At 67.4% G+C, this 11,839-nt stretch carries 13 protein-coding genes and 2 pseudogenes; 9 read left to right on the forward strand and 6 right to left on the reverse strand.

Annotated elements, in window-relative coordinates; all coding sequences use genetic code 11:
- Nucleotides 1-121: 121 nt before the first annotated feature.
- Together rph and AVCA_RS01345 are read left to right on the forward strand one after the other, a co-directional pair.
- The gene (gene rph, locus AVCA_RS01340) at nt 122-841 is read left to right on the forward strand and encodes a ribonuclease PH (RefSeq protein ID WP_012698973.1); all 720 of its coding nucleotides are present in this window, start codon (nt 122-124) and stop codon (nt 839-841) included.
- Between the two features lie 19 nt (nt 842-860).
- Nucleotides 861-1,229 carry a DUF4870 domain-containing protein gene (locus AVCA_RS01345; protein ID WP_015589527.1) on the forward strand — a complete coding sequence of 123 codons (369 nt, stop codon included), beginning with the start codon at nt 861-863 and terminating at the stop codon, nt 1,227-1,229.
- Nucleotides 1,230-1,284: 55 nt separating this feature from the next.
- Here the strand turns inward: AVCA_RS01345 and AVCA_RS01350 are convergent, their stop codons facing one another.
- Nucleotides 1,285-2,064 (reverse strand): exodeoxyribonuclease III, encoded by a 780-nt coding sequence (locus tag AVCA_RS01350; protein WP_012698975.1) that lies wholly within the window; start codon nt 2,062-2,064, stop codon nt 1,285-1,287.
- Between the two features lie 80 nt (nt 2,065-2,144).
- On the opposite strand from AVCA_RS01350, the gene pyrE reads away from it, so the two are divergent.
- Together pyrE and AVCA_RS26615 are read left to right on the forward strand one after the other, a co-directional pair.
- The gene (gene pyrE, locus AVCA_RS01355) at nt 2,145-2,786 is read left to right on the forward strand and encodes an orotate phosphoribosyltransferase (protein WP_012698976.1); all 642 of its coding nucleotides are present in this window, start codon (nt 2,145-2,147) and stop codon (nt 2,784-2,786) included.
- 204 nt (nt 2,787-2,990) lie between these two features.
- Nucleotides 2,991-3,317, forward strand: a pseudogene (locus tag AVCA_RS26615) (DUF3360 family protein); the annotation flags it as partial.
- Nucleotides 3,318-3,405: 88 nt separating this feature from the next.
- Here AVCA_RS26615 and argB read toward each other — a convergent pair.
- The 4 genes and pseudogenes from argB to coaBC all read right to left on the reverse strand — a co-directional run bounded on the left by argB (nt 3,406) and on the right by coaBC (nt 7,669).
- Entirely contained in the window at nt 3,406-4,308 is a 903-nt protein-coding gene (gene argB, locus AVCA_RS01365) for an acetylglutamate kinase (RefSeq protein WP_012698978.1), read from the reverse strand.
- Between the two features lie 117 nt (nt 4,309-4,425).
- Nucleotides 4,426-5,958: pseudogene (locus AVCA_RS01370) on the reverse strand (phosphomannomutase/phosphoglucomutase); the annotation flags it as partial.
- 42 nt (nt 5,959-6,000) lie between these two features.
- Nucleotides 6,001-6,456, reverse strand: coding sequence for a dUTP diphosphatase (gene dut, locus AVCA_RS01375; RefSeq protein WP_012698980.1), 456 nt, complete (start codon nt 6,454-6,456; stop codon nt 6,001-6,003).
- Between the two features lie 4 nt (nt 6,457-6,460).
- Entirely contained in the window at nt 6,461-7,669 is a 1,209-nt protein-coding gene (gene coaBC / locus AVCA_RS01380; RefSeq protein WP_012698981.1) for a bifunctional phosphopantothenoylcysteine decarboxylase/phosphopantothenate--cysteine ligase CoaBC, read from the reverse strand.
- A gap of 156 nt (nt 7,670-7,825) precedes the next feature.
- Here coaBC and radC point away from each other — a divergent pair, with 156 nt between their 5' ends.
- A complete protein-coding gene (radC, locus tag AVCA_RS01385; protein ID WP_012698982.1) occupies nt 7,826-8,500 on the forward strand; it encodes a RadC family protein in 675 nt (224 codons plus the stop codon).
- Between the two features lie 12 nt (nt 8,501-8,512).
- On the opposite strand, the gene mtgA is transcribed toward radC, so the two are convergent.
- Nucleotides 8,513-9,226 (reverse strand): monofunctional biosynthetic peptidoglycan transglycosylase, encoded by a 714-nt coding sequence (mtgA, locus tag AVCA_RS01390; protein WP_175555865.1) that lies wholly within the window; start codon nt 9,224-9,226, stop codon nt 8,513-8,515.
- A gap of 69 nt (nt 9,227-9,295) precedes the next feature.
- Here mtgA and AVCA_RS01395 point away from each other — a divergent pair, with 69 nt between their 5' ends.
- The 4 genes from AVCA_RS01395 to trmB all read left to right on the forward strand — a co-directional run bounded on the left by AVCA_RS01395 (nt 9,296) and on the right by trmB (nt 11,657).
- Nucleotides 9,296-9,673, forward strand: coding sequence for a DUF423 domain-containing protein (locus tag AVCA_RS01395; protein WP_012698984.1), 378 nt, complete (start codon nt 9,296-9,298; stop codon nt 9,671-9,673).
- Nucleotides 9,674-9,759: 86 nt separating this feature from the next.
- Nucleotides 9,760-9,960, forward strand: a complete 201-nt coding sequence (thiS, locus tag AVCA_RS01400; protein ID WP_012698985.1) for a sulfur carrier protein ThiS — start codon at nt 9,760-9,762, stop codon at nt 9,958-9,960.
- Nucleotides 9,961-10,050: 90 nt separating this feature from the next.
- On the forward strand, nt 10,051-10,845 hold the full coding sequence (locus tag AVCA_RS01405; protein ID WP_012698986.1) for a thiazole synthase: 795 nt from the start codon (nt 10,051-10,053) through the stop codon (nt 10,843-10,845).
- An 89-nt stretch (nt 10,846-10,934) separates the two neighbouring features.
- Nucleotides 10,935-11,657, forward strand: coding sequence for a tRNA (guanosine(46)-N7)-methyltransferase TrmB (gene trmB, locus AVCA_RS01410; RefSeq protein WP_012698987.1), 723 nt, complete (start codon nt 10,935-10,937; stop codon nt 11,655-11,657).
- Nucleotides 11,658-11,839: the final 182 nt, after the last annotated feature.

Consider the following 11,839-nt stretch of genomic DNA (forward strand, 5'->3'; position numbering starts at 1 on the left):
CGTATTTAAAGGGAACGGATTGTAGCGCAGTGCGTCGCCGCGGCCCAATCGGCATGTCCGACTGACGATGAGCGCCCTATAATGGCCGGCAAATTTTTTCCGACCGTACAGGTAAGCCCAGATGAAACGTCCCAGTGGCCGAGCGCCCCACCAGTTGCGTCCGATTCGCATCACCCGCAACTACACCCGGCATGCCGAGGGCTCGGTGCTGGTGGAGTTCGGCGACACCCGGGTGATCTGCACGGTCAGCGCCGAGGCCGGCGTGCCACGTTTCCTCAAGGGCCAGGGCAAGGGCTGGCTGACCGCCGAGTACGGCATGCTGCCGCGGGCCACCGGGGAGCGTATGGCGCGCGAGGCCAGCCGCGGCCGGCAGGGCGGGCGCACCCTGGAGATCCAGCGGCTGATCGGTCGTTCGCTGCGCGCCGCGCTGGACATGAGCAAGCTGGGCGAGAACACCCTGTACGTCGACTGCGACGTGATCCAGGCCGACGGCGGTACCCGCACGGCCTCGATCACCGGCGCCATGGTGGCGCTGGTCGATGCCCTGGCGGTGTTGAAGAAGCGCGGGGCGCTGAAGGGCGATCCCCTGAAGCAGATGGTCGCGGCGGTTTCCGTGGGCATCTACCAGGGCGAGCCGATCCTGGATCTGGACTATCCCGAGGACTCCGACGCCGAGACCGACCTCAACGTGGTGATGACCGACGCCGGCGGTTTCATCGAGGTGCAGGGCACCGCCGAGGGCGAGCCTTTCCAGCCGGAGGAGCTGAACGCCATGCTGGCCCTGGCCACCCAGGGCATCCGCGAGCTGTTCGAGCTGCAACGCGCCGTGCTGGCCGACTGACTTTTCGCCGGGAGTTCGCATGTCCTCGCCGCCGCTCGTCCCCTTGCCCGATCCCCAGGTCCGCCGCTGGGCGATGCTCTGCCATTACGCAGCTTTCTTCTGGTTCGTGGCGCCGCTGGTCGGCAATGTGCTGGGGCCGCTGATCGTCTGGCAGTTGCAGAAGGAGCGCGACCCCTTCGTCGACTGGCATGGCAAGGAGGCGCTCAACTTCCAGATTACCTACAGCATCCTGATGATGCTCTGCGGCGTGCTCGCCTGGATCTTCATCGGTTTCCCGCTGATGGTGCTGGTCAACCTGACGGCCCTGGTGCTGGTGGTCATCGCCGGCATCCGGGCCAATGCCGGAGAGGCCTGGCGCTATCCCTTCTGCCTGCGTCTGGTGAAGTGAGCGGGAGGGGGGGAAGAGCCGGCTGCGGAGCCGGCCTCTTCCGGAGCTGCGTCGTCTACAGGCTCAGCAGCCAGTCGTAGTCGACGATCAGCGGCGCGTGCTGGGAGAAGCGCGGCTGCCTGGGCAGGCGGGCGTTGCGCACGAAGCGGCGCATGCCCGGGGTCAGCAACTGGTAGTCGAAGCGCCAGCCGAGGTTGAGCATCTCCGCCTGTTCGCTGTCCGGCCACCAGCTGTAGAGGTCACCCTCGCGGCTGGTTTCCCGCAGGGCGTCCACGTAGCCCATGTGGCCGATGATCTGGTCCATCCAGGCGCGCTCCGGCGCCAGGAAGCCGGGCAACTGCTGGCAGTCGCGCCAGTTCTTCACGTCCTGCTTCTGGTGCGCCACGTACAGCGAGCCGCAATAGATGTATTCGCGGCGCTTGCGCCGTTGCTTCTCCAGATAGCGGGCGAAGTCGTCCATGAACTTGAACTTCTGGTTCAGGCTCTCGTCGCCGCCTTGTCCGGAAGGAAGCAGCAGGGTGGCGATGCTGACCTTGTCGAAGTCCGCTTGCAGGTAGCGCCCGTAACGGTCGGCCGTCTCGAAGCCGAGGCCACCGATCACTGCCTTGGGCTGCAGCCGCGAATAGAGTGCGACGCCTCCCTGGCTGGGGACTTCCGCCTCGCTGGTATAGAGAAAGTAGCCGTCCAACTGGTAGGTCGGATCGTCCAGTTCGAAGGCGGAGGCGCGGGTATCCTGCAGGCAGATCACGTCGGCATTCTGGGCTTGCAGCCAGCTGAGCAGGCCACGCTCGACGGCAGCCTGGATACCATTGACGTTTACACTGATGATCCGCATACATGGCCCCCAAAAAAACCAGCGTGTATGATACCCGACCTCGGAGCATATAGCTAAATCCGTGCCTATCGGGACTTTTCATGCAGGCCTACCAGCGCGAATTCATTCGTTTCGCCATCGAGCGCGGTGTGCTGCGCTTCGGCGAGTTCACCCTCAAGTCGGGACGGACCAGCCCTTATTTCTTCAACGCCGGCTTGTTCGACAGCGGGCTGGCGTTGGCGCGACTGGGCCGTTTCTACGCCTCGGCCCTGGTCGGTAGCGGCATTGCCTTCGACGTGCTGTTCGGGCCGGCCTACAAGGGCATCCCGCTGGCCGCGGCGACCGCGGTGGCGCTGGCCGAGCACCATGGACTCGACCTGCCCTGGTGCTTCAACCGCAAGGAAGCCAAGGACCACGGCGAGGGCGGCAGCCTGGTCGGCGCACCGCTGAGCGGGCGGGTACTGATCGTCGACGACGTGATCACCGCCGGCACGGCGATCCGCGAGGTGATGCAGATCATCCAGGGGCAGGGCGCCCGGGCGGCCGGCGTGCTGATCGCGCTGAACCGCCAGGAACGCGGCCAGGGCGCGCTGTCGGCGATCCAGGAGGTCGAGCGCGACTTCGCCATGCCGGTGGTCAGCATCGCTTCCCTCTCCGATGTGCTGGAGTACCTGGCGGAAGATGCGCAGCTCAAGCGCCATTTGAGCGCCGTGGAAGCCTATCGTGCGCAATACGGCATATGACCGATAGTTGAGGCTGGGCAGCCGGGGTGCCGATGCCGATAGGGGCCCGTCGAGCCGGTTCGGTTGGCTGATAGTCGGCGCCTGCGGCCCCGGTATTGTATTGCCGCCCCCTTACCTCGCTACCCCGGCGTGATCCATCGACGCCTGCCTCATCGCTTCGACCATCCGATTCGAATCATCGACCGATCCGTCGCGCGGTGTCAGGACCTGGCGGTATGGCCGCCGGTGTCGAGCGTGGCGCTGCTGGTCGGCGTCTACCTGCCACTGCTGGAGGCCGGCATGCAGATGACCCGCGAGGGCAAGACTTCCCAGTCCGCCGCCGTGGTGATCTTCTCCTCGGCGCTGGTGAACCCGGCCTTCGGCTGGTCGCTGACCATGCTGCTGGACAATCTCGGGCTGATCGGCGACAAGGAGCGCGGCCAGGCGATGGGGGCCGTGCACCGCTGGGTCATCCCGACCTGCGTGTTCCTGCTGCTGACCGGCATCCTGGCGGCCATCGGGCAGATTCCGGGCATTCCGGCACTGCTGTAAGGCGTCTGTAGCGGCTGCACGGTGTCCGCAACGAAGAAGGGGGAGCCTGGCTCCCCCTTCTGCATCCTGGATGCGGCCGGTGTCCGCATCAGCCCTGGCGGTTGGTGATCAGGGTGCCGACGCCGGTGTCGGTGAAGATCTCCAGCAGTACCGCGTTGGGTACCCGGCCGTCGATGATGTGCGCACTGGTCACCCCGCCCTGGACGGCATCGAGGGCACAACGGATCTTCGGCAGCATGCCGCCGTAGATGGTGCCGTCGGCGATCAGGGCGTCGACCTGCTCGGTGGACAGCCCGGTGAGCACCCGGCCTTCCTTGTCCATCAGCCCGGCGATGTTGGTCAGCAGCATCAGCTTCTCGGCCTTGAGCGCCTCGGCGACCTTGCCGGCGACCAGGTCGGCGTTGATGTTGTAGGACTCGCCGTCGGCACCGACGCCGATCGGCGCGATCACCGGGATGAAGTCGCCCTGCACCAGCATGTTCAACAGCTCGGTGTTGACCGACTCGACTTCGCCGACCTGGCCGATGTCGATGATTTCCGGCTGGGTCATTTCCGGGGTCTGGCGGGTGACCTTGAGCTTCTTCGCGCGGATCAGGCCGGCGTCCTTGCCGGTCAGACCGATGGCGCTGCCGCCGTGGCGGTTGATCAGGTTGACGATGTCCTTGTTCACCTGGCCGCCGAGGACCATTTCCACCACGTCCATGGTCTGCGCATCGGTGACGCGCATGCCGTCGACGAAGCGGCTTTCGATGGACAGGCGCTTGAGCAGGTCGCCGATCTGCGGGCCGCCGCCGTGCACCACCACCGGGTGGATGCCGACCGCCTTCATCAGCACGATGTCGCGGGCGAAGCCGGTCTTCAGTTCGTCGCTCTCCATGGCGTTGCCGCCGTACTTGATCACCAGGGTCTTGCCGACGAAGCGGCGGATGTAGGGCAGTGCTTCGGAGAGAACCTGGGCGACCTGAATGGCGGCATCACGGCTGAGGGTCATGCTGAACTCCGCTGGACAGAGACTGGGATGGGGGAAAATGAAAATCGGCTGCCGCCCAGACGACGAAAGGCCGACGCCCGCCAGTGGCGAGCGTCGGCCCTGGGCATGCCGGCCGGGTCAGAACGGCAGCTTCAGATCCGGGGCGACATTATAAAGCTGCGCACGGAACACTTCCTGGATGCGTTTCAGCTCCTCGGCGCTTTCCGCCTCGAAGCGCAGCACCAGCACCGGCGTGGTGTTGGAGGCGCGCACCAGACCCCAGCCCTTCGGATAGTCGACGCGCGCGCCGTCGAGGGTGCTCACCTCGGCGCCTTCGCCCCACTGGGCGTCGCGCTGCAGGGCCTCGATGATGGCGAACTTGCTCTCCTCGGTGACCTTGACGTTGATTTCCGGGGTGGAGAGGTCCACCGGGAAGTCGGTGAATACCTGGTCGGCGCGGCGCGGGTCCTTGGCGAGGATCTCCAGCAGGCGCGCGGCGCTGTAGATGCCGTCGTCGAAGCCGAACCAGCGCTCCTTGAAGAACACGTGCCCGCTCATCTCGCCGGCGAGCAGGGCACCGCTTTCCTTCATCTTCTTCTTGATCAGCGAGTGGCCGGTCTTCCACATCAGCGGACGGCCGCCGCTGGCCTTGATCAGCGGGGTCAGGCGGCGGGTGCACTTGACGTCGAAGATGATCTCGGCGCCCGGGTTGCGTGCGGCCACGTCCTTGGCGAAGAGCATCAGCAACTGGTCGGGATAGATGATGCCGCCGCTGTTGGTCACTACGCCGACGCGGTCGCCATCGCCGTCGAAGGCCAGGCCGAGGTCGGCCTTCTCGCTGGCCACCTTGGCGATCAAGTCTTCCAGGTTCTCCGGCTTGCCCGGGTCCGGGTGGTGGTTGGGGAAGTTGCCGTCGACCTCGCAGAACAGCGGGATCACCTCGCAGCCGAGCGCTTCGATCAGGCGCGGCGCGATCACCCCGGCGACGCCGTTGCCGCAGTCGACCACCACCTTCAGTTTGCGTTCCAGACGGATGTCGCCGGTGATCTGTTCGAAATAGCGCTCCAGCACGTCGACCTGCTCGACGCTGCCTTCGCCGGCGGTCAGGTCACCGCTCTCGATGCGCTCGCGCAGCACCTGGATCTGCTCGTTGGCCAGGGTATCGCCGGCGACGACGATCTTGAAACCGTTGTAGTCCGGCGGGTTGTGGCTGCCGGTGAGCTGCACGCCGGACTTGCCGGCGAGGATGTTGGCCGCGTAGTAGAGCACCGGGGTCGGCACCATGCCGACGTCGCTGACCTTGCAGCCGCTGTCGCGCACGCCGCGGATCAACTGCTCGACCAGCTCGGGACCGGACAGGCGGCCGTCGCGCCCGACCGAAACGTTCGGCTCGCCCTTGGCCAGGCTTTCCGAGCCGATGGCCCGGCCGATCCAGTAGGCGGCTTCCGGGGTCAGACTGTCGCCGACCACACCGCGGATGTCATAAGCCCGGAAGATGCTGGCGGGCAGGGAGGGGGCTTTCTGGAAGCTGTTCATGCGAGGGTGGGGCTCCGATATTTCCGGACAGGCGGTCCGGGTTACTTCGAGGATATCCATGTCGAGCATGTCGTTGAGTAGAGCAGCCTGCGACCTGCTCGGTGAGCAAGAGAGCAGTTCGTTACCGTGCGGCGCCGGCCCGCCAGATTGGATGGCCGGGACGGCGCGGAGTTCCGCTCAATGACTGCCCGAATGGCCGAATCCACCGGCGCCGCGCTGGCTCTCGTCGAACGATTCGACCAGTTGGAAGTGTGCCTGCATCACCGGCACCAGCACCAGTTGGGCGATGCGCTCGCCGACGGCGATGCGGAAGGTGCTCTGGCCACGGTTCCAGCAGGAAATCATCAGCTCGCCCTGGTAGTCCGAGTCGATCAGGCCGACCAGGTTACCGAGGACGATGCCATGCTTGTGGCCGAGCCCGGAGCGCGGCAGGACCAGCGCGGCCAGGCCCGGGTCGGCGATGTGGATGGCCAGCCCGGTGGGGATCAGGGCGGTCTGTCCCGGCTCCAGGGTCAGCTCCTCCTGGAGCATGGCGCGCAGGTCGAGGCCGGCGGAGCCGGCGGTGGCATAGGCCGGCAGCGGGTAGTCGCTGCCCAGGCGGGGGTCGAGGATCTTGGCTTGCAGACTGTGCATGGGGTCAGGCCTGGTCGAAGCGGTCGGCGATGAAGGCGATCAGTTGGCGGGCGATCTTGCCCTTGCCGGTCCGGGCGAAGCGGGTTTCCCGCTGGGCGCGGTCGATGACGCTGACGGCGTTTTCCTCGCTGTTGAAGCCGATGCCGGGGGTGGCCACGTCGTTGGCGACGATCAGGTCGAGGTTTTTCGTTTTCAGCTTGCGCAGGGCGTATTCCCGCAGGTTTTCGGTTTCGGCGGCGAAGCCGACGCTGAACGGGCGGTCGGCGCGCTGCGCCAGGGTAGCGAGAATGTCCGGGTTGCGCACCAGTTGCAGGATCAGGCCGTCGTCGCTGTCCGGGCTCTTCTTCAGTTTTTGCGGGGCGACGGCCTGCGGGCGATAGTCGGCCACCGCGGCGGCGGCGATGAGAATGTCGCAGGGCAGCGCCGCCTCGCAGGCGGCGAGCATGTCGCGGGCGCTGATCACGTCGATGCGTTCGACCCGGTCCGGCGTCGGCAGGTGCACCGGGCCGCTGACCAGGGTGACGCGGGCGCCGGCCTCGGCGGCGGCCTCGGCCAGGGCGAAGCCCATCTTGCCGGAGCTGTGGTTGCTGATGTAGCGCACCGGGTCGATGTCTTCCCGGGTCGGTCCGGCGGTGATCAGCACGTGGCGGCCGGTCAAGCGGCCGCCTGCGAAGCAGTCGGCGGCCCGTTCGGCCAGCTCCGCGGGCTCCAGCATGCGTCCCGGGCCGACGTCGCCGCAGGCCTGGCTGCCTTCGGCCGGACCGAATAGGCGCAGACCGCGCTCGGCGAGGGTCCGTGCGTTGGCCTGGGTCGCCGGGTCGCGCCACATCGCCTGGTTCATCGCCGGAGCCAGGGCCACCGGCGCGTCGGTGGCCAGCACCAGGGCGGTCAGCAGGTCGTCGGCCATGCCCTGGGCCAGGCGCGCCAGCAGGTCGGCGGTGGCCGGCGCGATCAGCACCAGATCGGCCCATTTGGCCAGTTCGATATGCCCCATCGCCGCTTCGGCGGCCGGATCGAGCAGATCCAGGTGCACCGGATGGCCGGACAGGGCCTGGAGGGTCAGGGGGGTGATGAACTCGCGTCCCCCCCGGGTCATCACCACGTGGACTTGCGCACCCTGGTCGCGCAGGCGGCGGACCAACTCCGCGCTCTTGTAGGCGGCGATGCCGCCGCCGACGCCCAGGACGATGCGTTTCCGATACAGCCGCTGCATAGGCCTGCCTTGCGTTGTTTTCATGATCGCGTGTCCCCGGCTTCCGGGCAGTCGGACTGCCTGGATGTGCTCCTCATCACGGCCGGGCACAAAATGCCGGCTAAGATAGCACAGCCTCGCGCCGGGAGTAGCGGGGCGGCTCGACAGGGAGGCGGCATGGGCATTCGGGACTGGCCGGCGGCGGAGCGGCCGCGGGAAAAACTGCTGGAGCAGGGGGCGTCGGCGCTGAGCGATGCCGAGCTTTTGGCGATCTTCCTGCGCACCGGGGTCGCCGGGCAGACCGCGGTGGATCTGGCCCGCCACCTGCTGAACGATTTCGGCGGCCTGCGTGCCCTGCTCGAGGCCGATCGGGCCGCGTTCAGCCGCCGCCTCGGCCTCGGTCCGGCCAAGTTCGCCCAGTTGCAGGCGGTGCTGGAAATGTCCCGCCGGCACCTGGCCGAGCGCCTGCGCCGCGATCCGGCGCTGGAGAGCCCGCAGGCGGTGCGCGATTACCTGAAGGCGCGCCTGCGCCACGAGCCCCACGAGGTCTTCGGCTGCCTGTTCCTCGACGCCAAGCATCGGGTGCTGGCTTTCGAGGTGCTGTTCCAGGGCACCGTCGACGGCGCCAGCGTCTATCCGCGCCAAGTGCTCAAGCGCGCCCTGGCGCACAACGCCGCCGCGCTGATCCTCACCCACAACCATCCTTCCGGCATCGCCGAGCCGAGCCAGGCGGACTTCAGCCTGACCCGGCGGCTGAAGGAGGCGCTGGCGCTGGTCGATGTGCGGGTACTCGATCATTTCATCGTCGGCGACGGCGAGCCGCTGTCGATGGCCGAGCAGGGCTGGCTGTAGGGGGCGTTGCGCTCAGCGGGCCGGATACGGGCCGTCGAGCCGATCCAGGTAGGCGTTGCCGCCCAACTGGCGCGTCTGCCGGGCGATCCAGTCGGCGCGGCGGCCGATGTAGGCGCTCGGCGCGGACGCGCTCCAGTTTCGCGGATTGGGCAGGATGGCGGCGAGCAGGCTGGCCTGGCGGGGCGACAGGGCGGATGCGTCGATGCCGAAATGGTGGCGGGCGGCGGCTTCGGCGCCGAATATCCCCTCGCCCCACTCGGCGGTGTTCAGGTAGACCTCGAGAATCCGCTGCTTGGACCAGAAGAGTTCGATCAGTGCGGTGAGCCAGGCCTCGATGCCCTTGCGCAGCCAACTGCGCCCGGACCAGAGGAACAGGTTCTTCGCCACCTGCTGGCTGAGGGTGCTGGCCCCGCGCAGCGTGCCACCCAGCTCGTTGTGCTTCAGGGCGGCGCGGATCGCCGCGAGGTCGAAGCCCCAATGCTCGGCGAAGTTCTGGTCTTCGGCGGCGATCACCGCCATCTTCAGGGCATTCGGCAATTCGCCCCAGGGGCGCCATTCCCGCCGCAGTTCGATGGGATGGTCGTCGAACCAGGACTCCAGCTTGCGTTCCACCATCAACGCGCTGCCCACCGGCGCCACCCAGCGCAGGCTCAGTACCAGCAGGATGGAGCCGGCAGCGAGCCAGAGCGGAAGCTGCAGCAGGCGGAGGAGCAGGGAGCGGGGCATGGTCGACTTGGCCGGGACGGTCGAGCGGGCCATTATAGCGGCCCCGTCTTTTCTGTCTGGAGTTCCTTCATGGCGCGTGCCTTTCTCGTGCTGGCTGCCCTGTTCGGCTTCGCCGGCGTGGCCCTCGGCGCCTTCGGCGCCCACGGTCTGCGCGGTCTGCTGAGCCCGGAATACCTGGAGGTGTTCCAGACCGGCGTGCACTACCAGCAGTTCCATGCCCTGGCGCTGCTCGGTACCGGCCTGCTCGCCCTGCACCGGCCGGGGCGCCTGCTGGCGGCGGCCGGCATTCTGTTCGGCCTGGGCATCCTGATGTTCTCCGGCAGCCTCTACCTGCTCACCCTGGGCGGCCACAAGCTCGGCCTCGTCACGCCGTTCGGCGGTCTGGCCTTCCTGCTCGGCTGGCTGTGCCTGGGGCTGGTCGGCTGGCGCCTCGGCACGTCGGCCTGAGCGACGGACGGCGCCCCGCCACTGCCTTGGTGATCGCCGTGGATCGGGGCTAGAATGCCGGACCTTCCGGACGCAGCGAACCCGTCATGCGCATTCAGTTGAACGGCGAACCCTACGAACTTGCCGATGGCCAGACCATCGCCGACCTGTTGGCCCGCCTGGATCTGGCCGGCCGGCGCGTCGCGGTCGAACTCAATCTCGATATCGTACCCCGCAGCCTGCATGCCGCCACCGCCTTGCGCGAGGGCGACCGGGTCGAGGTGGTGCATGCCATCGGTGGTGGTTAGCAGGTCGTTGAAACACCCTCGCGCCCGGCCCGACCACGGAGCGGCGCTCCGGCACCACCCTTTCAACCGCCTGCTCAGGAGGAAATCCCGATGAGTCCCGCTCGCAACGACAAGCCCTTCACCCTGGCCGGCCGCACCTATGCGTCGCGCCTGCTGGTCGGCACCGGCAAGTACAAGGATCTCGAGGAGACCCGCCAGGCCATCGAGGCTTCCGGCGCCGAGATCGTCACCGTCGCGGTGCGCCGCACCAACATCGGCCAGAATCCCGGCGAGCCGAACCTGCTCGACGTGATCAACCCGGCGCGCTACACCATCCTGCCGAACACCGCCGGCTGCTATACCGCCGAGGAGGCGGTGCGCACCTGTCGCCTGGCCCGCGAGCTGTTGGACGGCCACAAACTGGTCAAGCTGGAGGTGCTGGCCGACCAGAAGACCCTGTTCCCCAACGTGATCGAGACCCTCAAGGCCGCCGAGGTGCTGGTCAAGGACGGCTTCGATGTGATGGTCTACACCAGCGACGACCCGATCATCGCCCGCCAACTGGCGGAAATGGGCTGCATCGCGGTGATGCCGCTGGCCGGCCTGATCGGCACCGGCCTGGGCATCTGCAACCCCTACAACCTGCGCATCATCCTCGAGGAGGCGACGGTGCCGGTGCTGGTGGATGCCGGCGTGGGCACCGCCTCGGACGCGACCATCGCCATGGAGCTGGGCTGCGAGGCGGTGCTGATGAACAGCGCCATCGCCCATGCCCAGGACCCGGTACTGATGGCCCGGGCGATGAAGCATGCCATCGAGGCCGGACGCCTGGCCTGGCTGGCCGGACGCATGCCGAAGAAGCTCTACGCCAGCGCCTCGTCGCCCTTGGAAGGCTTGATCCGTTGATTTGCCGGGCGGCGCCCGGCGCCGCCCGTGTCCAGTGCAGCGAGTCCTGTCCGTGAGGGCAGGGCTCGTTCGTCTTTTCAGGAAGCGTTATGACCGACGAAATACAACAGGTGCCGCGAACCGCCGGCGACGCGCCGCGCCTGCGCACCATCAAGAGCTTCGTGATGCGCGCCGGGCGCATGACGGAAGGCCAGCAGCGTGGCCTCGAGCAGGGCTGGCCGAGGTTCGGCCTGGAACTGGAGGACGGCCCGCGCGACTTCGACCGGGTATTCGGGCGTAGCGCACCACGCACCTTCGAGATCGGCTTCGGCATGGGCCATTCCACCCTGGAGATGGCCGCGGCGGCGCCGGAACAGGACTTCATCGGTGTCGAAGTGCACAAGCCGGGCGTCGGCGCCCTGCTCGCCGGCGCCCTGGCGCGAAACCTGACCAACCTGCGCGTCTACAGTTGCGACGCGCTGGACGTGCTGCGCCAGTGCGTGGCCGATGCCAGCCTGGAGCGGGTACTGCTGTTCTTCCCCGATCCCTGGCACAAGAGCCGCCACCACAAGCGGCGCATCGTCCAGCCGGCGTTCGCCGAACTGGTGCGGCAGAAGCTCGGGGTCGGCGGCGTACTGCACATGGCCACCGACTGGCGGCCCTATGCCGAGCACATGCTGGAGGTGATGAACGCCGCGCCGGGTTACCGCAACCTGTCCGCGGACGGTGGTTACGTGCCGCGTCCCGAAGAGCGCCCGGTGACCAAGTTCGAACGCCGCGGCGAACGTCTCGGGCACGGGGTATGGGATTTGAAGTTCCAGCGTGTCGATTGAGCGGGCGTAGGGTGGAAAACTCGCGTAACGATTTTCCACCACTGCCGCCGCGCCGATGGTGGAAAAGACCTGCGGTCGTTTTCCACCCTACGCCGGCCACGCCTACGGCAGGAAATGTTGCAGTCCCGTAGGGTGGGCAACGGCCGTAGGCCTTGCCCACCGTTGGTGGTTTCGGTGGACAG

It is taken from the genome of Azotobacter vinelandii CA, from assembly GCF_000380335.1.
Lineage (GTDB): Bacteria > Pseudomonadota > Gammaproteobacteria > Pseudomonadales > Pseudomonadaceae > Azotobacter > Azotobacter vinelandii.

Excerpts from the sequence above, each read along its gene's own strand:
- rph (WP_012698973.1), top strand. The coding sequence starts at position 122 with ATGAAACGTCCCAGTGGCCGAGCGCCCCACCAGTTGCGTCCGATTCGC.
- AVCA_RS01345 (WP_015589527.1), top strand. The coding sequence starts at position 861 with ATGTCCTCGCCGCCGCTCGTCCCCTTGCCCGATCCCCAGGTCCGCCGC.
- AVCA_RS01350 (WP_012698975.1), bottom strand. The coding sequence starts at position 2,064 with ATGCGGATCATCAGTGTAAACGTCAATGGTATCCAGGCTGCCGTCGAG.
- pyrE (WP_012698976.1), top strand. The coding sequence starts at position 2,145 with ATGCAGGCCTACCAGCGCGAATTCATTCGTTTCGCCATCGAGCGCGGT.
- argB (WP_012698978.1), bottom strand. The coding sequence starts at position 4,308 with ATGACCCTCAGCCGTGATGCCGCCATTCAGGTCGCCCAGGTTCTCTCC.
- dut (WP_012698980.1), bottom strand. The coding sequence starts at position 6,456 with ATGCACAGTCTGCAAGCCAAGATCCTCGACCCCCGCCTGGGCAGCGAC.
- coaBC (WP_012698981.1), bottom strand. The coding sequence starts at position 7,669 with ATGCAGCGGCTGTATCGGAAACGCATCGTCCTGGGCGTCGGCGGCGGC.
- radC (WP_012698982.1), top strand. The coding sequence starts at position 7,826 with ATGGGCATTCGGGACTGGCCGGCGGCGGAGCGGCCGCGGGAAAAACTG.
- mtgA (WP_175555865.1), bottom strand. The coding sequence starts at position 9,226 with ATGCCCCGCTCCCTGCTCCTCCGCCTGCTGCAGCTTCCGCTCTGGCTC.
- AVCA_RS01395 (WP_012698984.1), top strand. The coding sequence starts at position 9,296 with ATGGCGCGTGCCTTTCTCGTGCTGGCTGCCCTGTTCGGCTTCGCCGGC.
- thiS (WP_012698985.1), top strand. The coding sequence starts at position 9,760 with ATGCGCATTCAGTTGAACGGCGAACCCTACGAACTTGCCGATGGCCAG.
- AVCA_RS01405 (WP_012698986.1), top strand. The coding sequence starts at position 10,051 with ATGAGTCCCGCTCGCAACGACAAGCCCTTCACCCTGGCCGGCCGCACC.
- trmB (WP_012698987.1), top strand. The coding sequence starts at position 10,935 with ATGACCGACGAAATACAACAGGTGCCGCGAACCGCCGGCGACGCGCCG.